Annotated in this window: 20 protein-coding genes; 16 read left to right on the forward strand and 4 right to left on the reverse strand. The window is 58.9% G+C overall.

Annotation, left to right across the window (positions count from 1 at the left end):
* Positions 1 to 15 precede the first annotated feature (15 nt).
* The 13 genes from glyA (at position 16) to fghA (ending at position 15004) form a co-directional block, all read left to right on the forward strand.
* Entirely contained in the window at positions 16 to 1284 is a 1269-nt protein-coding gene (gene glyA / locus BC360_RS29545; RefSeq protein WP_065797876.1) for a serine hydroxymethyltransferase, read from the forward strand.
* A gap of 138 nt (positions 1285 to 1422) precedes the next feature.
* Complete coding sequence (locus BC360_RS29550; RefSeq protein WP_065797877.1) at positions 1423 to 2214, forward strand: helix-turn-helix transcriptional regulator; 792 nt, start codon at positions 1423 to 1425, stop codon at positions 2212 to 2214.
* A 175-nt stretch (positions 2215 to 2389) separates the two neighbouring features.
* Complete coding sequence (locus tag BC360_RS29555) at positions 2390 to 3286, forward strand: aromatic ring-hydroxylating oxygenase subunit alpha (protein WP_065797878.1); 897 nt, start codon at positions 2390 to 2392, stop codon at positions 3284 to 3286.
* A gap of 259 nt (positions 3287 to 3545) precedes the next feature.
* Positions 3546 to 4565: a BMP family lipoprotein gene (locus BC360_RS29560; RefSeq protein ID WP_065797879.1), complete on the forward strand. Its 1020-nt coding sequence runs from the start codon at positions 3546 to 3548 to the stop codon at positions 4563 to 4565.
* Positions 4566 to 4597: 32 nt separating this feature from the next.
* Positions 4598 to 6148 (forward strand): ABC transporter ATP-binding protein, encoded by a 1551-nt coding sequence (locus BC360_RS29565; protein ID WP_065797880.1) that lies wholly within the window; start codon positions 4598 to 4600, stop codon positions 6146 to 6148.
* A gap of 88 nt (positions 6149 to 6236) precedes the next feature.
* Positions 6237 to 7196 (forward strand): ABC transporter permease, encoded by a 960-nt coding sequence (locus BC360_RS29570; RefSeq protein WP_244512986.1) that lies wholly within the window; start codon positions 6237 to 6239, stop codon positions 7194 to 7196.
* On the forward strand, positions 7189 to 8121 hold the full coding sequence (locus tag BC360_RS29575) for an ABC transporter permease (RefSeq protein WP_065797882.1): 933 nt from the start codon (positions 7189 to 7191) through the stop codon (positions 8119 to 8121). Before BC360_RS29570 ends, BC360_RS29575 begins: the two co-directional genes overlap by 8 nt.
* Positions 8122 to 8527: 406 nt before the next feature.
* Positions 8528 to 9391, forward strand: coding sequence for an aromatic ring-hydroxylating oxygenase subunit alpha (locus BC360_RS29580; protein WP_065797883.1), 864 nt, complete (start codon positions 8528 to 8530; stop codon positions 9389 to 9391).
* Positions 9392 to 9429: 38 nt separating this feature from the next.
* Positions 9430 to 10332, forward strand: a complete 903-nt coding sequence (locus BC360_RS29585; RefSeq protein WP_065798002.1) for an aromatic ring-hydroxylating oxygenase subunit alpha — start codon at positions 9430 to 9432, stop codon at positions 10330 to 10332.
* A 42-nt stretch (positions 10333 to 10374) separates the two neighbouring features.
* Positions 10375 to 12141: a Rieske 2Fe-2S domain-containing protein gene (locus tag BC360_RS29590; RefSeq protein ID WP_065797884.1), complete on the forward strand. Its 1767-nt coding sequence runs from the start codon at positions 10375 to 10377 to the stop codon at positions 12139 to 12141.
* A gap of 12 nt (positions 12142 to 12153) precedes the next feature.
* Positions 12154 to 12801, forward strand: a complete 648-nt coding sequence (locus BC360_RS29595) for a glutathione S-transferase family protein (protein WP_065797885.1) — start codon at positions 12154 to 12156, stop codon at positions 12799 to 12801.
* A gap of 65 nt (positions 12802 to 12866) precedes the next feature.
* A complete protein-coding gene (locus BC360_RS29600; RefSeq protein ID WP_065797886.1) occupies positions 12867 to 13994 on the forward strand; it encodes an S-(hydroxymethyl)glutathione dehydrogenase/class III alcohol dehydrogenase in 1128 nt (375 codons plus the stop codon).
* Between the two features lie 173 nt (positions 13995 to 14167).
* A complete protein-coding gene (gene fghA, locus BC360_RS29605; protein WP_065797887.1) occupies positions 14168 to 15004 on the forward strand; it encodes an S-formylglutathione hydrolase in 837 nt (278 codons plus the stop codon).
* 436 nt (positions 15005 to 15440) lie between these two features.
* Here fghA and BC360_RS29610 read toward each other — a convergent pair whose 3' ends face one another.
* The 4 genes from BC360_RS29610 to BC360_RS29625 are packed head-to-tail and all read right to left on the reverse strand — an operon-like array spanning position 15441 to position 20716.
* Positions 15441 to 16463, reverse strand: a complete 1023-nt coding sequence (locus BC360_RS29610; RefSeq protein WP_065797888.1) for a GlxA family transcriptional regulator — start codon at positions 16461 to 16463, stop codon at positions 15441 to 15443.
* 41 nt (positions 16464 to 16504) lie between these two features.
* Complete coding sequence (locus BC360_RS29615; protein ID WP_208858229.1) at positions 16505 to 18598, reverse strand: ABC transporter permease; 2094 nt, start codon at positions 18596 to 18598, stop codon at positions 16505 to 16507.
* 13 nt (positions 18599 to 18611) lie between these two features.
* Positions 18612 to 19673 carry a quaternary amine ABC transporter ATP-binding protein gene (locus tag BC360_RS29620; protein ID WP_065797890.1) on the reverse strand — a complete coding sequence of 354 codons (1062 nt, stop codon included), beginning with the start codon at positions 19671 to 19673 and terminating at the stop codon, positions 18612 to 18614.
* An 11-nt stretch (positions 19674 to 19684) separates the two neighbouring features.
* Positions 19685 to 20716, reverse strand: a complete 1032-nt coding sequence (locus BC360_RS29625) for an ABC transporter substrate-binding protein (protein WP_244512988.1) — start codon at positions 20714 to 20716, stop codon at positions 19685 to 19687.
* Between the two features lie 29 nt (positions 20717 to 20745).
* Between BC360_RS29625 and BC360_RS29630 the strand changes: the two genes are divergently transcribed.
* The 3 genes from BC360_RS29630 to BC360_RS29640 all read left to right on the forward strand — a co-directional run bounded on the left by BC360_RS29630 (position 20746) and on the right by BC360_RS29640 (position 24707).
* On the forward strand, positions 20746 to 21768 hold the full coding sequence (locus BC360_RS29630; protein WP_065784737.1) for a GlxA family transcriptional regulator: 1023 nt from the start codon (positions 20746 to 20748) through the stop codon (positions 21766 to 21768).
* 177 nt (positions 21769 to 21945) lie between these two features.
* Positions 21946 to 23079, forward strand: coding sequence for an aminotransferase class V-fold PLP-dependent enzyme (locus BC360_RS29635; protein WP_065797892.1), 1134 nt, complete (start codon positions 21946 to 21948; stop codon positions 23077 to 23079).
* Between the two features lie 488 nt (positions 23080 to 23567).
* The gene (locus tag BC360_RS29640) at positions 23568 to 24707 is read left to right on the forward strand and encodes an aromatic ring-hydroxylating oxygenase subunit alpha (protein ID WP_065797893.1); all 1140 of its coding nucleotides are present in this window, start codon (positions 23568 to 23570) and stop codon (positions 24705 to 24707) included.

The following is a 24707-nucleotide window of genomic DNA, read 5'->3' on the forward strand; positions in this document are numbered from 1 at the left end:
CTCAGGAGAAAACCGATGTCGGGTTTATTCGAAAGACAACTCAAGCATGATTCCGTCATTGCCGGCGCGATCGCGCGCGAAATGGGGCGGCAACGCTCCGAGATCGAGCTGATCGCTTCGGAGAATATCGTGTCGCCGGCCGTGCTTGCTGCGCAAGGCTCCGTCATGACCAACAAGTACGCCGAGGGCTATCCGGGGCACCGCTACTACGGCGGCTGCCAGTATGTCGATCTCGTCGAAGCCGCTGCGATCGAACGGGCGGGGATGCTGTTTGACGCATCGTTCGTCAATGTGCAGCCGCATTCCGGCGCGCAAGCCAATGGCGCGGTCATGCTGGCGCTGTTGAAGCCGGGCGATACATTCATAGGCCTGTCGCTTGCCGCTGGTGGTCATCTAACCCACGGCGCGCGACCGACCATGTCGGGCAAATGGTTCAACGCCGTCCAATATGGCGTTCGCGAGAGCGATTGCCTGATCGACTATGACGAACTTGAGGACAAGGCCATCGCGACACGGCCGAAGTTGATCATCGCGGGCGGATCGGCCTATCCACGCCTGATCGACTTCAAACGAATTCGGGCAATCGCCGATGCGGTCGGGGCGGCGATGATGGTCGATATGGCGCATTTTGCCGGTCTGGTCGCTGGAGGTGTGCATCCGAACCCGGTCGAAATCGCCGATATCGTCACCACGACGACGCACAAGACCCTCCGCGGACCCCGCGGCGGCATGATCCTCACCAACAATCAGGACGTCGCGAAAAAGGTGAATTCGGCGGTGTTCCCGGGGCTGCAGGGCGGTCCGCTGATGCACGTCATCGCTGCAAAGGCGGTGGCACTTGGCGAAGCGCTTGAAGACAACTTCAGGCAATACGCGCGCCAGATGGTGGCCAACGCCCGGGCACTAGCTTCGGCGTTGACCGAACGCGGCTACGATATCGTTTCGGGGGGAACCGATACACATCTGATCCTGGTCGACCTGCGCAGCAAGGGGGTCTCCGGCAAGGATGCGGAGGAGGCCCTGGGGCGTGCCGGTCTGACCTGCAACAAGAACGGCATTCCATTCGATCCCGCGCCCCCGGCGATAACCTCCGGCATCCGACTGGGAACGCCGGCTGCCACCAGCCGGGGCTTCCGCGAAGCGGAGTTCAATGAAGTTGGCACGTTGATCGCCGACGTCCTCGACGCCCTTGGCACCGATCAGGGCACCGAACAGGAGCGACGCGCGAGGAAATCGGTCCACGATCTCTGCGCGGCCTTTCCCATCTACTCAGCGGCGCATTGAAACCAGGCGTGGTTCGATCGGGAATTGAAAGTCGTTGACGTTCGATGCTTGATCGAGCGGGCGTTAACCAGGAGTATCAATGGTGCTCGCCGGGCCAATGTTGGCGAACACTGCCGTCAGGTGCTTTGAAAGGCTTCGATGCGACTGCCGCCCATAGATCTTAGTCGGGAAAACACATTCGGGGAGATCTCCTACGAAAGTGGAGGGGAATATGGCCCTATTCGGGGGGACTATATTGCCTTCATCATCGTGCATCTTGGATCGCTCAAGATCGAGGCGGATGAGACCACCGTGGAGTTGGAAGCGGGCCAGTGTGCCCTGTCGCTGACACATGACCGCTATCTGACAACGATCAATCCCGACGCTCTGACACATATAAGCTGGTGTGATGGACGACCGCAGAATGCTGCTTGGCTTTTCAAGGAGCGCCACAAGTATGCGCCCTTCATCACCGCCTCGGCGCAGGTTCAGACGCTGATGCAACTGGGTGTCGATCTCGGCATCGGGGATCGCGATGGTCGCGGCGGCCTTCGCGAGGCTCTGACGAACACCCTCCTCAACGCCTATATCTATGAGGCGGAAGTCGTCGCCGAGGAAAGGCCGATCCCGCAGACGATTCTTCAGGCCCGTCGCTTTCTCGATGAAAACTTCGCTGCAGACGTCTCTATTGAGCGCGTTGCACAACAGGTTCGCGTCAGCCCGCAGTATCTTGTGTCTGCCTTCAAGAAACACTTGGGCATGACGCCGGCGCGGTATCTCTGGCGGTGTCGGCTGGACTATGGCGCGCATCTTCTGCAGCGCAGCGGCTTGTCCGTGAGCGAGATTGCCTACCAGGTCGGCTACAAAAATCCCTACCACTTTTCCCGTCAGATCAAGCTCGCCTTTGATTGCTCCCCGACAGAGTTGCGTGAGAAAATGCTGAACGGCTGAGTTTTCCAGCGCTTTCAATGCCCGACGCTCCGCAGCTAGGACAGGCGAATTGGCGATATTGAAACGCCAAGCGTAGGCATGGTCGTCCTCCTCCGCTTCATACACCTTTCCAAGGCGCCTCCATCTCCAGGTGCGGGCGCACGGTGCGCACAGCAAACATCCATGGGACTGCGATATGGAAAACCTCTCTCTCATCGACCCGATTGCACGCGACGAATGGCATGTCATTGCCTCGCTCGAGGAGCTCCCATCGAGCGGTATGTTCGCAACCGTTCTTCTCGGCGAAAGGTTGCTGATCGGCCGGCAGGGCGACCGGCTGGGGGTCTGGCGCGAGCCGCAAGACGGCATAGAGCCGATCGATGCCCAGACGCTCGCCGCCGAGCTTCCGACCATTCAGCGGTTCGGCTATCTCTGGACCACCTTGGGCAGCCCAACGCGCGATCTGTTCGAAATACCGGAATTTGACGAGCCGGATCGCAGCCGCATCGTTCAGGGCGTGACCCGGGTTGGCGTATCGGCGCCGCGCGCGGTCGAGAACTTTCTGGATATGGGCCATTTTCCATTCGTTCACACAGGGATCCTGGGGGAAGAACCCCACACTGAGGTCAAACCCTACAAGGTCGCTGTCTACTCCGACCCGCCAGAAATCCTGGTCACCGATTGCGAGTTTTACCAACCACAAGCCAATGCCGGATCGGAGACCGGTGCTGATACCGAGTACGTGTACCGAATACCCCATCCGTTTTGCGCTGTCCTTTACAAAACCGGGTCAACACGCCCGGACAGACGCGACGTGATCGCGCTTTTCGGGCAACCCGTCGATGAGGACCGGGTGCTCGTGCATATCGTTATCTGTCTGATTGATGAAGTCACGGATCTGGCGGCCATGCGCAGCTTTCACCAGACCATCCTTGGGCAAGACAAGCCCATACTGGAAAATCAGGTGCCCAAGCGCTTGCCGCTCGACTCGCGCTCGGAAGTTCCGATCCGTGCAGACGCCGCCTCCGCAGCTTATCGCCGCTGGCTTCGCGAAAGAGGTCTTCGCTACGGCGTCGTCGCGGGCAGCCGCTGATGACGGGTGCCAACAACAATCTGGGCAAGCTTAACTGGAGATATGCGGGGCCAAAATAGCAGTCATTGTTGCCCAGGCTGTTTCATGAAAGCCTGGTACAGCAATGTGAAAGAACCAACGTCGACGGCGACAAAAAACCAAAAGGGGAAGCCGTTGGCCCGGACAGTTTCGCATCGATGCCCGCAACCGAGTGCGGAAAGGCGCATCGCCTGCGAGCGACCGAACAAGGTCCAAGGTTGAAACAGGGAGGAATTTTCATATGCCTATCAATATCACGCGGCGCACCGCGATCCTGGGTTCGATGGGAGCGTTGCTGGTATCCGCGCTCGATCAGTCTTTCGCAGCTGAACCCAGTGCACTCAGGATCGCGCTCATTCTCGAAAGCCGGACCGATGTCGGCTGGACCCGCACGTTGCTGGATTCGTTGGAACAGGTGAAGCAGGCACGCCCCGACGGGCTCGACATATCGTGGGATTACACGGACCCGCTGTGGAACGATGATGCCGAGAACGCCATGCGCTTCTACGCCGAAGGCGGAGAATACGACATTATCTGGGCCCACGGCCGATACTCTGACCAGGTAAAGAAGCTTAGCGCCGAATTCCCCGACATCATGTTCGTCGTAACCGGGTCGGGCAACCTGCCGCTCGGAACCAACCAATATTGGCTCTACAAGCGACTTCACGAACCCTCCTACCTGCTCGGCATGCTGGCCGGTCGCACGACCAGATCGGGCGTCATCGGATTGGTCGGGACGTTTGCCGCAGACGATGTCAACGACCAGATCAATGCGTTCCTCGACGGCGCGAGAGCCGTCAGGCCTGACGTGAAGCACCGCGTGTCGTTCATCGGATCGTGGTCCGACAACGCGCTGGCGGCAGAACACGCAAACGTGCAGATCGCCTCAGGTGCGGATGTCGTGTTCATGCTCACGGACAACTTCAAGCCCTGTCAGGAGCACAAGATCATGTGCTTTGCCAACATCATCGACCAAAGTAAGCTTGCGCCAGACGCGATCGCCTCCAGTGCGATCATCAACTGGCAGCCGGATATCAAATGGATCGTTTCCGAATGGCTCAAGCACAAGCCGCGAGGCCAGTACAACGGAAACACCGAGCCGAAATGGTTCTCCATGGGGCAGGGCGGCGTCGATATCGCGCCCTATCACGACTTTGATGCAAAGCTACCGGCGACCGTCAAGGAAGAGCTTGCGGCGACGAGACAGAAGATCATGTCCGGCGAGTTTGTCGTTCCTCTCAACACCGCGGAGGTGAAGTAGGACCGACGACAGAACAGGGTTGGTGTCACTCAATGGAAAACCTTCTCAGCGTACAGAACCTGACCAAGCGGTTTGGAGCCGTTACCGCAAACGACAACGTCGACCTCGACGTTCGCAAGGGCGAAATTCACTGCCTCTTCGGTGAGAATGGTGCGGGCAAGTCGACGCTGTCGGCCTGCCTGTACGGATACTATCGCGCAGATAGTGGTGTCATTCGTTTCAAGGGTGAGATTGCCGAGCTGAACTCGCCGGCCGATGCGCTTCGGCTTGGCATTGGCATGGTGCACCAGCACTTCGTCCTCGTTACCAATTTCACCGTCCTTGAGAACATTATCGTGGGAAGCCCCGAAGTCGGGATGTTCCTGTCAAAATCAGCGGCGCGACGAAAGGTCGAGGATCTCTGTCGCCGTTGCGGCATCCAGATCGATCTCGATCGGGAAATCTGGGAGCTCTCGGTGGGCGAACAGCAATGGGTCGAAATCCTCAAGGCATTGTATTTCGGGGCGGAACTGCTGATCCTCGACGAGCCGACGGCTGTTCTGACCCCACAACAGTCCGATCAGCTATTCGCAATTCTCGACGGAATGCGTCGCCAGGGCCTGTCCATCATACTGATCAGCCATAAGCTGCGTGAGGTGATGCAGTCCGATCGGGTCACGATCCTGCGCAAAGGCAGGGTCGTCGCCACCGTCGAGACATCCGGCACGACGGCAGAAGCCATTACTGCACTCATGGTTGGCCACAAGGTCACCAAGCATGTTAGCGACAGGTCTATCGAACCGGGTCGTGATGTCCTTGTCGTCGATCGCGCCTGTGCGCTCGGCGAGTGGGGCGAGGACGTGCTTCGTGATGTCACCTTCAGCATCGCCAGCAACGAGATCCTCGGCCTGGCGGGTGTTGCAGGCAACGGCCAGAAGGAGTTGTTCGAAGTCTTGATGGGCGTGAGGACGTTGAGCTCGGGTGGTTTTCTTCTCGACGGAGATGCTGTCGCTGTGCCGACCTCGCGCGAAATGCTCGACAGGGGCGTTGGGCTCGTGCCTGACGATCGCTTTCGCGAGGGGTTGATTCCGGAGTTCGGAACGGCCGAGAACCTGGTGCTCGGATGGCAGCGCAAGCCGGAGTATCGGCGCGGACCGTTTCTCGATCGCCGCAAGCTCAACGCTTTGGCCGAGCGCAAGATCGAGGAGTTCAGGATCGTCGCTGCATCCGCGGACCTGCCCGTCGAGCGCTTGTCCGGCGGCAATGCCCAGCGCGTCATTCTTGCGCGCGAATTCCTTCACGCCGGGAGCCTGCTGCTTGCCAATCAGCCGACGCGTGGGCTCGATGTGGCGGCATCCGAATTTGTCTACGAGAAGATCCTCGAAAAGCGCGCCGAGGGCTTTGCCATCCTTCTGGCCTCCGAGGAACTCGACGACCTTCTGCGTCTGTGTGACCGCATAGCCGTTATCTTCAAAGGCAGGATCGTGGGCATTGTGCGGCCCGAGGAAACAACACTCCTCGAGCTTGGAATGATGATGGCGGGTGACGCCAGCAACCTTGATGGACACCTCAATGATCTTAGTTCAAAGGCGCTCAGGCAATAGCATGGGCTGGAACGTTGCCTGCTATTCGGCGGCAATGCTGTGTGCTCTTTTTTCCACCGCCGCCTTACTCCATTTGTCCGGAGGTGACGTGGCAAAGGCCTTCTCGTCGCTCGTTATCGGGGCCTTCGGCAGCCAAAAGGCGTTACTCGGTTCGCTTGCCAAGGCGACTCCCCTGCTGCTTGTGGGCCTTGGAACGGTGATCGCTTTCAGGGCGAAGATCTGGAATATCGGACAGGAAGGGCAGGTTCTGGCCGGCGCCATGTGCGCCTATTGGGCCAGCCTGTGGATCGGCCCGCTGCCTTATTGGATGGCGTTCGCCGTCCTTGTCCTTGCGGGCCTGGCAGGAGGCGGCGCCTTGGGTCTCTTGGCCGGAATTCTCAAGACTCGCTTTGGCACTAGCGAGATCATCTCGACAGTCATGTTGAACTACATCGTGATCTTCCTGCTCGCCTATCTGCTTGATGGTGGACCGTGGATGGAGTCCGGCGTGACCGTCGCCTATCATCAGTCTCCCCCGGTCAATACAATGTTGGAGTGGCCGACGCTGTTCGGCCAGGGCTCCGCCAAGCTGCATGTCGGTTTCTTGCTTGCGCTCGGTGCCACGGCGTTATCGGCCGTCTTGCTGGAGCGAACGCCGCTCGGCTACGAAATCCGCGCTTTCGGCTCCAACCCGACTGCGCTTCGGTTCCGCGGAACTGATATCAGCCGCCTCCTGCTGGTCGTGATGCTGGTATCCGGCGCCCTTGCGGGTCTCGCTGGCGCTGGCGAACTTTTCGGCACGTCCCATCGTCTTCGCGCCGAAACACTGCTCGGTATCGGCAGTTCCGGCATCGTCGTTGCGATGGTCGGAGGGTTGCGGCCAAGCGGCGCCATGCTTGCGGCCCTCTTCTTCGGTGCGCTGAAAAGCGGAGCCATTTACATGCGATTGCAGAGTGGAACCCCGGCCGGGCTGGTCTCGGCCATGGAAGGGCTCGTCCTGCTCTTCTTCCTGTGTGCAGCCGTGGCCACCAGGATCCAGGTTACTGTCAGGAGTGAAGTGCATGCTTGAGCTTTTTCAGGGTCCACTGTTCATCAGTATTCTGGCCGCAATGGTTCGGATCGCCACGCCGCTGTTGTTCTCTGCCATGGGCGAACTCGTCACCCAGCGTTCCGGTATCTGGAACATTTCCGTCGAGGGGACGATGTTGCTTGGCGCGGTCGTCGCCTATGTAATCGCGTCAACGACGGGCTCGCCGTGGCTTGCCCTGCTCGTCGCGGTACTGGCTTGCGCGGCATTGAGCCTGATCCTCTCGTTCGTCACGATCGTTCTCAAATCAGAGCAATTCATCGCCGGCCTTGCCCTCAACTTGGTTGCCTCGGGTCTCACCCTGTTCTGGTTCCAGACCTACATCATCGGTCGCGATCCGCCCAAATTCGCGGGTTTTGAAGCTGTCGAGATACCGTATCTGTCGGATATTCCGATCCTTGGAACGGTGCTGTTTTCCCAGCGCCTTCTGACCTATGTCAGCTTCCTGCTTCCGATCGCGGTCTGGTTTTTTCTCTACCGCACCCGGTATGGGCTCGAAATTCGCTGCGTCGGGGAAAATCCGAAAGCACTCGACGTCAAAGGGCTGAACGTTGGTCGCCGCCAATGCCTGGCAATCATGTTCGGCAGCCTGATGTCGGGCTTCGGTGGCGCATTCCTGATGCTCGGCTATTCCGACCGGTTTGTGCCGGACCTTATCGCCGGTCGCGGTTGGCTCGTCGTTGTTGCCATTATCGCCGGCAACTGGATGCCTTTCCGTGTGGTTGCAGCGATCTTCATATTCGCATTGCTCGAAGCCATCGGAATTCACGCCCAGGTCGTCGGGGTTTCAATTCCGCATCACGTCTTCCTGGTGTTGCCATATGTGGCCTCACTCGTGCTTCTGGCTGGCCTGAGGTCGCGAACGCATCAGCCGGTCGCACTTGGAATTCCCTATCGCCGGGAATGAGGGATAGATGAACTGACGACATCCGACTTTTGCTTCAGCGCCCAGCCGTGTGAATTCTCACGGCTGGGCTCGGCGCGTCATCCTGCCTAGGCGATGAGGCGAAAAGTGACCGGCCAAGAAGGTAACAGGGCCAAATTAAGCTATTGATTAAATGCAGCTCTAATCCGACCGCCGGACGGTTCCTTGCGGAGAGCGGCAAACATAGGGCAGGAATGACTGCCCTGTTGATGTGTGGGATTTCCGACGGGGACGTTGCCGACCGGTATCTCGAAAAACGTTAATTGAAGGTATGCGCGGGGCAACGGAAGACATTCCGTCGCGGTCCCGAAAATGAAACTCTGCGGGCAGTTAACAGGCATCGCTACGGTTTTTCCGCAGTGATGCATGACCGCACCGGAGGTGGCCAATGGGAGAGTTTCGCTGCGCCGATCGTACGCTTCTCAACGACTGGCACGTTGTCGCGGAGCGGGCTGCCCTGCCGTCGAATTCGGCCTTCGCCACCAAGCTGATGGGACATGATCTTCAGGTCACACTCGATGGCCGCTACAGCCAGAGAGTGGTCCTGTCGGGGACAGGTGAAGAAGTCTGTTCGGACGCTCGATACGGATTCATCTGGGCGTGCCTCGGTAGGCCGGAACGAGACATCATATACCTGCCGGAATCGAACGAGGCCGACCGCCACTTGTTGAGCGGCGGCTCCATCGCAGTCAAGGCATCGGGTCTACGAGCCGTCGAGAATTTTCTCGATATGGGGCACTTTCCCTTCGTGCACACCGGCTGGCTGGGCGATGAGCCGCACACCGAAGTGCTGCCCTACAATGTGACGATTACCGCGGCAGACGAAGTGCTGGCAACCGATTGCAAGTTCCACCAGCCGCTTGCCTCTCCTACGGCACAGACGGCGATGCTGGTCGATTATGTCTACAAGGTCTTCCGGCCCTATACGGTCGCACTCTACAAGAGCAATCCTCTTGATCCCAACCGAAAGGATCTGATCGTGCTGTTCATCCAGCCGGTCGATGAGGAGAACTGCGTCGTTCACTCCTATCTCTGCTACCTCAAGCAGGGCTTGGAGGCGGCGGCAGTGCGCAGTTTCATGCAACTGATATTCGCGCAGGACAAACCGATCCTCGAAAACCAGCGCCCACGACGCCTGCCGCTCGATCCGAGGGCGGAAACCCCGATCAGAGCCGATGCCGTCTCCGTCCACTATCGGCGGTGGCTTCGTGATCGCTCGGTCACCTATGGCGCGATCACGTACCCTGTCTGATCGGCGACGGTCCACCTTGAAGGGAATTTCTTATGGCGATGACAACTAGATGTTCGGATTCCGTCGTCCTGAACCTATGGCACCCGCTGGGCGCGCTGGCGGAGCTCCCCGTCGATACGGTTGTCGATACCGTTCTCCTGGAGGAGCGGCTCAGTCTCGCCGTCGGGCCAGACGGTACGGTTGCCGTTTGGCGGTCTTGCGCCGAGTTTGCCGCCGGCGACAAAATCGACGCGGCATCCGTGTGCAATTCGCTGCCGGCAAAGGTCGCCTATGGTTATCTCTGGGCCTCCCTCGGTTGCCCTCCCGACGAGCTCTTCCCCATCCCGGAGTATGACGAAACCGATCGGCGCCGCCTGAATGCAGCGACCTTCGGGGTCAATGTGTCAGCGCCGCGCGCGATCGAGAATTTCCTCGACATGGGTCATTTTCCCTATGTCCACACCGACATCCTGGGCGTTGAACCGCACACCGAGGTCAAGGAATACGATGTCGACATCTCGGTCGAGAGGGACGAAATCCTGGCAACCCGCTGCCGTTTCTTTCAGCCTTTGGCGTCGAGCGCTTCCCAAACCGGCGCCGAGGTCGAGTACATCTACCGCGTGCCTCACCCCTATTGCTCCGTACTCTATAAATCGAGCCCGGTCGACGGCGCCCGGTACGATGTCATCGCCGTGTTCATGCAGCCTCTCAGCCAGGAGACTGTCCGTGCGCACATGATGCTTTGCATCCTCGACGAGGACAATGAAGACAAGGTGATCAAGCGGTTTCAGCAGACGATTTTCGGCCAGGACAAGCCGATTCTGGAAAACCAGTTTCCCAAACGTCTGCCGCTCGATCCGAGAGCCGAGACCCCGATCCGAGCAGATAAATCCGCCATCGCCTATCGCCGCTGGCTGAACCGGAAGGGTGTCAAATACGGGGTCATTCCGGCTCCGAATTGAACCCAGCCAACACGAAACACTGACGACGAATTGGAGACGACGATGCTTGAAGAAGCGAGGACCCGGTGGCATCCGATCGCAGCAACCGATGACCTGCCGCTACGCCATGTCTTCCACGGCCAACTGCTTGGCCGGGAGTTTGCTGTGTGGCGCGCAGACGATGGATACGTCAATATCTGGGAAAACCGCTGTCTGCATCGCGGTGTCAGGCTATCGATTGGCATCAACGACGGCCGAGAGCTGAAATGTCAATATCACGGCTGGCGCTATTCGAACCGCACGGCCGGATGCACCTATATTCCGGCCCACCCCGCCGACGCACCTGCCCGGACCATTACCAACCGGTCGTTCCCCGCTGTCGAACGCTACGGTTTGGTGTGGTCGTCCGAAGGGCCGTACGGCGATCTTCCCGTGTTCGAGGGGCTTAGTGGAGACGACCTGCTCGTGCTGCGCGCCATACCTGTCAATGCATCGGCAGAACTGGTTGTTAAGACGTTGCGATCCTATCGCTTCCAACCGAATGATGAGATCGATGGGACGGACGCCAGCGTTGAACTGGCGGTAGTGACGGAAGCGGTCGTGGCTCTGAGGAGCCGCCACGGCATGGCTGAAACGCTTGGTGTCTTTTTCGTTCAGCCGGTGGATTCCGGCCGTTCGATAATCCGAGGCGTTCTTAATGGCAGGCCGGATACTGTCCACGCGATGACGGTGTTGCGTCATCACAACGAGGCGCTCTCGGCATTGCGTATACACATTGAGAAGGAAGCCGCCTCACTGCCGATACCTGCGCCGATCGAACCGATCTTCGAGCGGGTCTCCGAAGAGCTTGCCAGTCTGCCTGAGCTGGACAGCCGTGGACGCAAAGCGGCGATCCGTGTTCAAGTTGCGCGAAAGTGGCAGACTGCCGATGCCATCATGGCCTTCGAACTCCGACCCATCAAAGGTCTTCTGCCGACGTTCCAGCCCGGTGCTCATATCGATGTACATCTTCCGAACGGTCTTATCCGTCAATATTCGATTACCAATGGACCTGGTGAAACGGACTGCTTCACCATCGGAGTGAAGCTCGATCCGGCATCGAGGGGTGGATCCCAGTGCCTTCACGACAGCGTCCGTGAAGGAGATGTGCTGGCGATCTCCGAGCCAAGGAACAATTTTCCGCTGCGACGCGACGCCCTGAAGACCATCTTCGTTGCCGGCGGCATTGGCGTGACGCCGTTGCTGGCGATGGCAAAGGCGCTGAACAACCAGAGCCTCGCCTACGAACTGCACTACTTTGCTCAGAACGAACAGCAACTCGCATTCGTCGAGAGCAGGCAGGCGCTCGGTGATGCCGTGAAGCCCCATCTCGGGCTATCACCTGACGACACTGCCAGCGAATTGCGCCGACTTCTGTCGCCCTATCGCCCGGACACGCAGCTTTATGTTTGTGGCCCCGGACCGATGCTGGAAGTGACGCGCGCCCTGGCGGCCGAGGTTGGTTGGCCCGAGACTGCGGTGCATTTCGAGTACTTCAAGAACACCAACGTGATCGACGACAGTTCGAGCTTCGAAGTTGCTCTGGCCCGGTCGTGTTTGACCATCAAGGTGCCGGCCGGGCAGTCCATCCTCGAAGCGATGCGCGAAGCGGGTGTCGATTTGCCGTCATCTTGCGAGCAGGGCGCCTGCGGGACCTGTCTTGCGACCGTCATTGAAGGCGAACCGGATCACCAGGACGTCTATCTCAGCCCATCCGAGCGAGAATCCGGCACGAAGATCATGACCTGCGTTTCCCGCAGCAAGTCAGCCCGTCTCGTCCTCGACGTGTAAGGAAATCAAAACATGATCAAGCTTTACGATTATGAATTATCGGGCAATTGCTACAAGCTCCGGCTGCTGATGAGCATCCTGGGGGTCGAATACAGCACCGTTCCCGTCGACTTCTATCCGGGCCGCGAACACAAGGCCGGCTGGTTCCTGAAACTCAATCCGCTCGGTCAACTGCCCGTCATCGATGATGACGGTTTGGTGCTGCGCGACGCTCAGGCGATCCTCGTCTACCTCGCCGCCAAATACGACACTGCCGGAACCTGGTACCCGCGCGACAATCCTGAACTCCTGGGCGAGATCACCCAATGGCTTGCATTTGCGGATGGCATTACGGGCACCGCCTCGGCTGCCCGTCTGCACGATGCCTTGTTCTACGACTTCGACATCAACGCTGCGCGCGCCGGCGCCCATCGGCTGTTCCGGATCCTCGATGAACATCTTTGGTTCGGTGAGCGGCAAGGGCGCGAATGGATCTGTTCCACAAGCCAACCAACGATCGCCGACATCGCGTGCTTCCCCTACATCATGCTTTCGGAGGAGGGGGGCATTTCCAGGCAGGACTATCCGGCGATCCGTCGCTGGTGCGACCGGGTCAAGCGGCTCAAGGGGTTCATTGTCATGTCGGGCGTGTTTCCCGCCGGCCCCGCTAAGGCGGCATAGGCATTGGGATTGGAGACGGTCCAACTCGCGTTCTGCCAACGAAACAATATGCAGGGAGAAAATAGATGGATGTACGCGCCGCCGTCGCCGTTCAGGCCGGCAAGCCGCTGGAAGTGATGACCGTTCAGCTCGAAGGCCCAAGGGCCGGCGAGGTGCTGATCGAGGTCAAGGCGACCGGCATCTGCCACACCGACGATTTCACGCTGTCGGGCGCCGACCCCGAAGGTCTGTTCCCGGCGATCCTCGGCCATGAGGGTGCCGGCGTCGTCGTCGATGTCGGCCCGGGCGTCACCTCGGTCAAGAAAGGCGACCATGTCATCCCGCTCTATACGCCCGAATGCCGCTCCTGCCCGTCGTGCCTGTCGCGCAAGACCAACCTGTGCACGGCGATCCGCGCCACGCAAGGGCAAGGGCTGATGCCGGACGGCACCTCGCGCTTTTCGATCGGCAAGGACAGGATCCATCACTACATGGGCTGCTCCACCTTCGCCAACTACACCGTGCTGCCGGAGATCGCCGTCGCCAAGGTCAACCCCGACGCGCCGTTCGACAAGATCTGCTACATCGGCTGCGGCGTCACCACCGGCATCGGCGCGGTGATCAACACGGCCAAGGTCGAGATGGGTGCGACGGCGATCGTCTTCGGCCTCGGCGGCATCGGCCTCAACGTCATCCAGGGGCTCAGGCTTGCCGGTGCCGACATGATCATCGGCGTCGACCTCAACAACGACAAGAAGGCCTGGGGCGAGAAGTTCGGCATGACCCATTTCGTCAATCCGAAGGAGATCGGCGACGACATCGTGCCCTATCTCGTCGACATGACGAAGCGTGGCGCCGACCAGTTCGGCGGCGCCGACTATACCTTCGACTGCACCGGCAACACCACGGTGATGCGCCAGGCGCTCGAAGCCTCGCATCGCGGCTGGGGCAAATCGGTGATCATCGGCGTTGCCGGTGCCGGCCAGGAGATTTCCACCCGCCCGTTCCAACTCGTCACCGGCCGCAGTTGGATGGGCACCGCCTTTGGCGGCGCCCGCGGTCGCACCGACGTGCCGAAGATCGTCGACTGGTACATGGAGGGCAAGATCGAGATCGATCCGATGATCACCCACACCTTGGCCCTCGAAGACATCAACAGGGGCTTCGAGCTGATGCGCCAAGGAGAAAGCATCCGCACGGTCGTTCTGTACTAGACACGAGGACGAGGCCTCGGGGCGCGATAGGAGGTCCAATCGCTACTAGCATGTCTTGGACGCGCCGGGATACGGTTCCTCCAGCCACCGGCGCCAGTGGCGGCGCAATTGCTTCTCCAAACACCGATTGCGCCGCCGCGACTTCCCTGATCCGCTGAGAGAAGGATAACAGCGTGAAGATCGTTTCTACCGCGAGATCCCATGGAGGTGTCCAGGGCGTGTATTCACATGCCTCAACCACCTGTGCCTGCGAAATGACCTTCGCCGTATTTGTTCCCCCGCAGGCCGAGCATTCGCCGCGGCCGGTTCTCTGGTATCTATCGGGGCTGACATGCACCCCGGCAAATGTCGTCGAGAAGGGGGAGTACCGGCGGCTCGCAGCCAAATTCGGGCTGATCATAGTCTGCCCGGACACCAGCCCGCGCGGAGAGGGTGTCCCGGATGAGCCGGACAATTGGCAGTTTGGTTGTGGTGCTGGCTTTTACCTCGACGCAACACAACCCCCTTTCGCCAAGCACTATCGGATGTACAGCTACTTGACGGACGAGCTTCCGGCAGTTGTCGGCGCAAATTTTAACGCCGATATGGAGCGTCAAGGGATATTTGGTCACTCGATGGGCGGCCACGGGGCGCTGGTCATGGCGTTGCGGCAGCCCGACCGGTTCAGGAGCTGCTCAGCCCTTGCGCCGATCGTTCGCCCTACCGAAGCCGAGTGGTCAAAACCAGCACTGCGGAAATACCTAGGAGCCGACGAGGCAACTTGGCGCGGTTACGATGCCGTTTCTCTTATCGAGGATGGCCATCGGTTCAAGGAGTTACTGGTCGATCAGGGAAAGAATGACCCATTCCTGACGGACGGACTTCGGCCCTGGTGCCTCGAGGAGGTCTGCAGAAAAGCGAACATGGCGCTCACAATGCGCCATCAAGCTGGGTATGATCACTCCTATTATTTCATCTCGACATTCATGGAGGATCATCTGCGGTGGCACGCGGAGCGGCTTACCGGATAGCCACCCGGCGCCATGCTAAGTTCCGTGCCGAGCTGTAGTGGCTGCGCGAAAGTCCGCAATTTAGCAATCACCTTAACTCCCGCGACAAGCGTTCCATGGCGCCGCGATCAGATGGCGAGTTTCGCCCCCTTGAGCGCTTTTGGGATGCAGTGAAAGCCGATATAGCCTCGTCGTCGCGATCTCCTGACCGATGTTCCCGTTCCGAGCTCGAAAAATCGCATAATGTATCGTTGGGAACTGACCGATCATCTGGGATTGCGTCCCCCCGACAGACTCGATGGCGTTTTTCGTCGGCTCCTCGGCTCGACGAACAGCTCGAAAACACTGCACACCAGACCTATAGCTCACGCCGAGATATCCGCTTGAGCCCACATAGTCAGCGCGTAAGTAAGACAGACGTACATATGTCTCCGAGCGCGTCGCGGTGATATGCCACTTATCCTGACATCACGGCGCTAGACGCCATTCGGTCTTTCGAGCGTTGGGGCTTTCTGGTTTGTATGGGCGACTCGCCCTCACTTGTGCGGTACACCTTCGCAAAGTGGGAACCCGAAGTGAAACCGCAAGCGATAGCGACTTCTACAACAGGCATCGCTGTTTGTTCCAACAGTGCTCTGGCGCGTTCAACCCGCAGCTTCACGTAGAAGCGACTTGGACTGCAGCCGGTGCTTGTCTGGAACTGGCGTTCCAGTTGCCGACGCGAAATGCCGACCTTTTTTGCGAGGAACGCTAGCGGAAGCGTTTGTGCTACGTTCTCTGCCATCAGTTCAATTGCGGCCTGAAGCGTGCGGTGCTTAATATCTTGAGAGAGCGAAAACGGAAGCCGCTGGCGTTCCGACCGATGCCTGACAGTTCCGACGATAGCCTGTTGGCAGATTTTCCGCGCTGCCTCAGAGCCGTGATGTTCGGAAACGATGTGCAACATCATGTCGAGTGAAGAAGTGCCGCCGGCGCATGTGTAGATGCCGTCGTCGACTTCATACAACTGTGGCCGCGCCTGGGAGTCGGAGAAGGCTTCCGCGAAAGACGGATAGTTTTCCCAATGGATCGTGCAGCGCTTATCTACGAGCAACCCAGCTTTCGCGAGCAAATGGGCACCAGTGCAGATGGCCCCTAACGGGATTCGTTGCGAGCGGCATTCGCGAAGCCATTGGTCGAGCGACCTGTCGAGATGTTTCTGGACATTCCGACCTGCGCAGACGATCGCCATGCCGAGCTTTACGCCGCTCGCCCTTAGCTTTCGTGCCTCGACCAGGGCAAGGTCCGGGGTTATCGAGAGACCACAGCTTGCCCGGACAGCCTTGCCGTCGCTTGTGACAATGCGCCATTCATAGACCTCGTCCCCGATCACTTGGTTCGCCAACCTCAAAGTTTCGAGAGCAGAGGTAAAGGCGAGTAGAGTGAATTCCGGCGCAAGGTAAAAAAGGAACAGTCTTCTCGTGTCCGATGTCGTTGTCATCGGTGCCTCCAAGTCCAAGATAGCTGGTTTGAAACTAATCTCTAAAGCCCAAGCGCCTGGCGTTGCTTCATGGCAAAGGCTTGAACCAAACGGTCCGCAACTAGAGCCAGAATTGCCATCGCCGCTCCGGCCGCCACGCCGAGGCCGACATCGCCCTGGCCTAGAGCGAGATATATCTGCTGGCCGAGGTCGGTCGTTCCGATCAGTGCGGCGATCACAAGCATCGAAAAGGCATACAGAACCGTCTGGTTCAGCCCGAGGAGAATGGTGGGCAGCGAGTAGGGAATACGCACCTCCCGCATTACCTGCCAGTCGCTCGCGCCGGACGCGACTGCCGCCTCGAGGAGTTCTTCCGGGGTCGATGTCAGGCCATGATACGTGTAGCGAACCATTGGCACGATCGCGTAGGCGCATATCGCCAGGAACGCGGAGAACTCACCGATCTGGAAGAACATCAGGACGGGAATAAGGAAGACAAAGAGCGGAATGGTCTGGAAGAAGTCGCAGACAGGCCGTACGACGCTCCAGGTCGCCGGACTGACGGATGACACCAGCCCAATCAGACCGCCAAGCACCACGCACACCGATACCGCCGCCGTGCACAGGTACAATGACAGGAGCGCGGGCTCCCACAATCCCATCAACAGGATCGCCATTATCATGGTGACGGCGAACGCAGCGAGTTTGGGTCCGCCGGCAACCCAGCCCAGCGCGCCGAGAGAAACCAGCATGAACGGCCATGGTAGGTTCGCGATGCCGACAATCATGACGCCAGAAACGATGAGAAGCGACAGGCCGAGGACCGCACTGCCACGAAGTGCCATTACGACTGCGACGACGCCGAAGACTGCATAGACGGCGGCACTCATCCATTTCGTCCACATGAAGCCCCAGGTGAACGGGAGCACTGCCTGGCCGAGACCGATCTTCAAGGGCAGCAGGACAAAGAACATTGCGCCGTTCTTGACCGCGTCCAACACGAGGCCGTTGGCAGCCGTGAAAGCGTTGAGATAACTGTCGGCCGCGGCGGCAAGACCTTTGAAGGCGGAATAGGAGTCGGGCCCAGGTAGGAGGCTGCGCTCCACCGTCGCCAAGGCAACCGAAACCAGGACCACGGCGAGCGCGATTCTCCACGAGTACCGCACCTCCGATTGCGCCAACGCGCCGCTCATTCGGTCCGCCAGGATCGCGAAAATGACGATGACGAGGCCCGCAACCAAGCTCTGCCCGAAAGCCGCCTTACGCATGGTCAGCAGGACTTCCCAACCGATGTCGTTGAATCCGCCGATCACCGCTGCGATGATGACCATGGACAGAGCCGCCATGATGGTCTGGTTGACGCCGACCATGATCTGCCTGACGGCCGACGGCACCTCGATCAGGAACAGTTGCTGGACGCGGGTCGCGCCGTTCATGATCGCCGCTTCCTTGATCTCTGGCTCGACCCGTTGAAGCCCAAGCATAACATTTCGGGCCATCGGAGGGGCGGCATAGATAATCGAGGCTATGAGGCCGACTACCGGGCCGAAGCCGAAGAGGAGCAGGAGCGGCGTGAGATATGCGAACGTCGGTACTGTCTGCATCACGTCGAGAGTGGTTTCGACGACGCGGTTAATCGATTTGAATTCGTTCGCTAGCAGGCCAACGGCGAATCCGACCAGGAGGGCGAAGGGCACCGAGACGAACACGAGTGCCAAGGTGTTCATGCTGGCGATCCAGTAGCCGCTGAAGAGGACGAAGCCCAGGCCGGAAACGACCAGAAGCGTCAGGCGGATGCCCCCGAGGTACCAACCAAGTGCAGTAAGAATCCCGATGGTGAGGGAGTACGGCGAGTTCACCAGCACCGTGTTTGCAAACATCATCGGATACGAAAGCAGTGTCGAAATCGTGCGTGCGAGAGGCTTGAGCAATTCGAATGCGGCCGTAAGGCCGGTTCCGATCCATGACGTGACGGGAAGGGTCGCCCCTGCCGGCCAGGAAGTGACCCAGTGGAAATAGGGCGACAACGTGATGCAGGCAGCTCCGACAAGGACAGCAGTCAGCGCCGCCCAAACCGCTGGGGTGGGGCGTTTCATGGAGATTTCTCCGGTTCCCGATTTATTGTTCAGGACGGTCCGCTGGGGCGGACCGTTCATAATGCAGTCGGTTTCACGCAGGTCGCTCGGATTGGAGCGCACTCGCCAATTGGCTCGGATGGACTATCCCCGCCATCTTCCCGTCGGCTCCCCATACGGGAACAGGCTGGTAGAGAGCCATGCACGAGGCCAAGGCGTCATCGACTGTCATCTCCGCGCCGATCTTGGGATCGTCCGGCATATTCGGGAGGCGATCCGGCAGGCTCATCATCGAGCTGACATGTGAATACCTGCCCTTGGGGACGTCCCGACTGAACTCCCGCACATAGTCATCGACTGGATTGACGATGATCTCGTCCGGGGTTCCGATCTGTACGATTTTGCCGTCGCGCATGATCGCGATCCGGTCGGCCAGTTTAAGCGCCTCCGTGATATCATGGGTGATGAACACGGAGGTCTTCTGCAGGCCCGCCTGAATCCTCAGAAATTCATCCTGGAGCTGGCGACGGATCAGCGGATCGAGGGCCGAATAGGGCTCGTCGAGGAACCAGAGGTCCGGATTGACGGCCAGAGCGCGGGCGATTCCGACGCGCTGCCGTTGTCCGCCTGACAACTCACGGGGATAGGCGTCCTCTCGGCCGGAAAGCCCTACAAGTTCCAGCACTTCGAGGGCGCGTTTCCGACGTGAGGTTTTGTCCGCCCCCTGCATTTTCAGCGGGAACCCGACGTTTTCGCAGACGGTCATGTGGGGAAAGAGCCCGAAATGCTGGAACACCATGCCCAGCTTGTTTCGGCGCAACTCGATCAGCCGCTGCTTGCTCGCGGTGAGGATGTCCTCGCCGCTGATCAGGATAGATCCAGCAGTCCCTTGTACGAGGCGGGAGATCGTCCTGATGAGGGTTGATTTCCCTGAACCCGAAAGTCCCATGATGACGAAGACTTCGCCTTCGAGAACATCGAAGGTTACATCCTGTACCGCTGGAACCAGCCCCCGTTGACGAAGCAGCCGCGCCGCCTCGTCTGCGCTTCCGCCCGCATCCGACAGAGCTTGTTTAAGTCCTTGCTCTGGGTTTGCCCCGTAGACCTGCCAAACACCTTTGCATGAAATCGCCGGAGGCGGGAGTTGTTGCAACATCGGCCCTGACCTCACTTGGTCGCCGCCTCAACGACGGGCTTCCAGGCCGCCGAATTCGCTTCGATCCAAGTTTGCGTGACGTCTTCGGCGGATTTTCCATCAACGTCGACGGCACCCATGAGAGGCTGCTGCTCCTCCGTGGACAGCTTCAATCCCTTGAGGATTTCATATGCGGCCGGCCACTTTTCCTTGAGACCCGGCCATGCCGCCTTGAAGACACGCGTCGGGATAAAGTCGCAGTCACCGGTCGCGTCCTTGTTCGGACCGTAAGCCGGATCATCGAAGCATTCTTGCTTGCCTTCGGGGAGTTCGACGAACTTCAGATCGTATGCCGCGATCGCCCAGTGCGGCTGCCAGAAAACGGCAACCAGCGGCTTCTTGCGTTCGACGGACGCCTTGAACTCGGCGGCGAGCGCTCCCTCGGAACCGGCGGGGATTGCCTTGAAGGGAAGGCCGAGGGCTTTGATACGGTCCGCTCCTGGCGTGCCCCATTCACCCGGGTAGTCGACAAGACGACCCTCAGGAAGCGTCTCGGCCGTCGCAAAGACGCTGGCGCAGTCCTTCAGAGCTTCCCACTTGGGGAGGCCAGGACACAGCTCTGCAACATGGGCTGGGTAAGCGAAACCTTCACGCGCCACCAGCCCCAGTTCACCGAGGTCCTCGACCTTACCCTCCTTGTTTAGCTGTTTGTACTGTTCGGTGACGTTGGAACCCCAAACTTCGAGGGCCGCGTCAATCTGGCCCTCGGAAACGGCCTGCCACATATTCTGGTAGCCCGCGGTTACGTATTCGACCTTGTATCCGGCAGCTTGCAGCATTTGCCCGGCGATGCGGGTGGTGATCTGCTGACCTGTCCATTCGTTGATGGCAAGCTTGATCGGCTCGTCGACAGCGCCCAGTTCTGCGGCATAAGCGGCTCCGGAAAGCAGCGTCAGGACAGCGCACGTCGAGACAAGTTTTGAAACCTTGTTCATTATTGATCTCCCAGTTTGTATTTGTTCCCTTCCAAAATTGTTGCATAAAGCGGGGGTGTGTTTTAACATTTCACGACACTGGTTTTACATTTTCGGCCATGTCAGAGAAATACAACTCTACCGTCCAGATACTCGTCCTCGTCACGCCGAACTTTAATGTCGCGGCTACGGCTGCCTTCATCGACCCTTTTCGCGCGGCCAACTATCTCGAGGGGGATACCCGGTTTCGATGGCAACTGGTGTCCGTAAAGGGTGGGCCATGCATGGCAAGCAACGGCTTCGCCGTTGACACTCAGCGCCTGAGTGACATCCAGAACGATCAGTTCGACATCGTCGTCATGTCCGCGAGCTGGACACCGGAAGCTGCTGCCACACCGCAACTGCTGGCCACCTTACGAAAGTGGGCGAGGGCGGGAAGCATTATGGGCGGTCTCGACACCGGGGCCTTCATTCTCGCCGATGCCGGTCTTCTCAGCGGCAAGCGCGCGACCGTCCATTATGAGCATATCGACGCGCTCAAGGAACTGCATGAAGACATCGAGGTTTCGGAAGACATCTTTGTCCGTGACGAAAAACAGTTCACATGTTCGGGCGGGATCGCGTCGGCTGACATCGCGCTTCACGTCATCCAGGCTATCTCGGGTGACGCGCTGGCCAACGCCGCAGCCCGGTACATTTTCCATCCCCTGTTGAGGCCAGCGGGAACCCCGCAGAACCCCGCCAACGTCGAGCCCCTGGGAAGCCACGTTCCAGCCTCGATCAGGCAGGCAATTGTTGTCATGGAGCAGCACCTCGAGGACGCGCTCGCTATACCCGACATTGCCGACCGGGTCCGGATTTCCCATCGTCAGCTCAACCGACTTTTCTTGAAATATGTCGGCAAGTCCCCTGCGATCTATTACCGCGACATCCGTCTGGACCGCGCTCGCGGACTCGTAACGCAGACCGACATGCCCATGTCGGAAATTGCCATCGCCTCAGGGTTCGCCAGCCAGGTGCACTTCAGTAGAGCCTACCGGGAGCGATTCGGGCTATCCCCGCGAACCGACAGAATCGACGGGCGAATACCGTTTGAGTTCCGAGCATGGCCGATGCACAGAAAGCAGTCGGGGGCGGTCTGATGACTGGGGCGGCCGGCGGGATCAAGCCAGGTTATCTGGTACCGTTTTCGGCCCGGTCATCGAGGGTTATTTGCGAAGACAGATCGTCGACTCGGCGAACTTAGGTGGCGGGATGCTTGTTTGCTCCCTGTCAGCCGCTTAGTGTTGCGCTGGTGAATGAGCAGGTGAGGACTCCCAATGAATAACGAAAAAATTCAGCAGCTGCGGAGCGATATCCCGTACATTCACGACAAAATCTATGTTGATAACGCTTCTGTTACCCCAATACCCATTCGGGTTCAGTTGGCGAGCGAGCAATACAACAAGATTTTCTCAGAAAACCTTCGGGAGTACCGTGCCGCTTCTCTGCCGTATTTCGACAAAGGTCGCGCTCTTGCGGCAAAACTTGTTGGATCAACTCCGCAGAGCATCGCTTACGTTCAGAATACGGCGCACGGCCTGTCTCTCGTTGCCCTGGGCGTCGATTGGCGACCGGGTGATAACATCGTAGTTTGCGCCGATGAGTTCCCGTCCAACTATCTGTGCTGGGTTCAATTGACCGACATGGGCGTCGAGGTTCGGCAGGTAACTTCGACGGGAGGTAGGATCGAGCCCAGCCAAGTCCGTGCGGTTACCGATAGCCGTACCCGAGTTGTCGCTGTAAGCCACGTCCAGTTCTATAGCGGTTTCCGCGTTGACGTTGCTGCTTTTGGGGAAATCTGTACCGCAGCCGGTGCTCTCCTCGTGGTGGATGGCACTCAGTCCACCGGGGCCATAAAACTTGATGTAGGAGCGTCCGGTGTTGATGTTCTCGTTGCCAGCGCTCATAAATGGATGATGGGACCTCGCGGGATCGGCTTCGCCAGCTTCTCCGACCGGGCTTTGAACTCGATAACACCACGGATTGTCGGCTGGCTCAGCGTGAACGATCCCTTTGCCTTCAACCGAAAACTCGACTTTCTGCCGGATGCGCGTCGGTTTGAGCCGGGTACGGCCAATGGGTCGGGCATCCTTGGTCTGGCTGAGAGACTTGCCCAGATCGATGAACTGGGGATCGACTGGATTGAGGAGAGGATTTTGTCGTTGAGCGATTTGCTTCGCGAGCAAGCCCTGAGCAAGGGCCTTCAGCCGGTCTATCAGTTCGACGACAAATTCCGATCAGGCATCAACATCCTCAAAAAGCCTGGGGTGCCCACCTCGGAGTTGCACTCGACGCTAACGGCCAACGGAATCTACGCTAGCGTTCGCAATGAAGCAGTTCGGGTGTCGCCACACTACTACAATACCTCCGACGAAATTGAGCAGATCATCGCCGTGATGTCCGGTTCGTGACGAGAGATGTCTAGCGTGCGGCTGTTATTTGACCATTTTAGACTTCCGTGCATTTCCGATGCCGGACGTAACTACTACCTCGACCAAATCGTGGTTTGAATCCACGGCCGACTTCACACGCCAAGAGCCGAAATTTCTATTGGCCTAATTTCGAGCCGCGTCCGGCATCGGCATAGCACCGATCCGGAGCTGGATGACTTGTATTCACCCTACGACAAGGCATCGGCCATATCGTCCTGCTTTCTCTCATTAGCCGCCGCACTTAGCTGCTTCAGCCACACCGCACGATGAAGATCACGTCCGATCCCGCGGCCCGTATGCCGTTTCGATAGATTGCGGCAACGATCCTAGTTCGCCGAACACGGCGGCGAAAAATATCAAATTCATGGCGGTTCGCGCACAGACGGTGGAGGAGGTCAGCGCGAAGCTTGGGCATCAAAACAGACATTCCGCGCCAAGCGAATGCGGGAAACGAGAGAGGAGCAGCCATGACCGTCCTGCCATCAAAGGAAGAATTCGCCGCCATCCAAAAGGGCTATTCGCCGAACGCGTCCCGTTCCCTTTCGTTGCACAAGGACGCCTATGTTGATCCGCGTTGGCACGCCGTCGATCTCAAGGAGATCATCGCCAAGACGTGGCAGTGGGTCTGTCATGTCCAGAAAGTTCGTACTCCGGGGTCTTACGTCACCGTCGAAATTGCCGGGCAGCCAATCGCGGTCGTACGCGACCGTGAAGGCGTGCTGCGAGCGTTTTACAACGTCTGCAAACACCGTGCCCATGAGCTGTTGAGCGGCGAGGGCAACACGAGCCGAATTATGTGTCCCTATCACGCTTGGACATACAAGCTCGATGGACAGCTCGTCCGTGCGCCTCATACCGAAACACTCGAGGACTTTGATACTAAGGATATCTGCCTCGACCAGGTTCAGGTGGAGGAATTCTGCGGCTTTATCTACGTCAATCTCGACCCCAACGCTGCTTCGCTGCGTTCGCAGACGGGCGACCTCGAAACAGAGATCAAGCACTGGGCTCCCGACATCGATAAGCTGACGTTCGCCAAGCGCCTGACCTATGACATCAAGTCGAACTGGAAGAACGTCGTCGACAACTTCCTCGAGTGCTATCATTGCCCGACGGCCCACAAGGACTTCTGCACCTTGGTCGATATGGACACCTACAAGGTGACGACGCACGGCATCTACTCCAGCCATATGGCCGATGCCGGCAAGAACGCGAACAGCGCCTACGACGTCTCGAACGCCACGGTGACGACGCACGCCGTGTGGTGGCTGTGGCCGAACACCTGCGTCATGCGGTATCCGGGTCGCTCTTCGATGATCATTCTGAACATCATCCCGGCCGGCCCCGACCGGACGCTGGAGACCTACGACTTCTTCTTGGAGGACACCAACCCGAACGAGATGGAACTCCAGACGATCAAGTACCTCGACGAGGTTCTGCAGGTCGAAGACATCAAGATCGTGGAGAGCGTCCAGAAGGGCATGAACACGCCGGCCTTCAGCCAGGGCCGCATCGTCAACGACCCTGACGGCTCCGGCCAGTCCGAGCATGCCGTGCATCATTTCCACGGGCTCGTTCTCGAAGCGTACGCGAAGAGTGCTCCGTAA

The sequence above is a fragment of the Ensifer sp. LC163 genome, from assembly GCF_001695855.1.
GTDB lineage: Bacteria > Pseudomonadota > Alphaproteobacteria > Rhizobiales > Rhizobiaceae > Ensifer.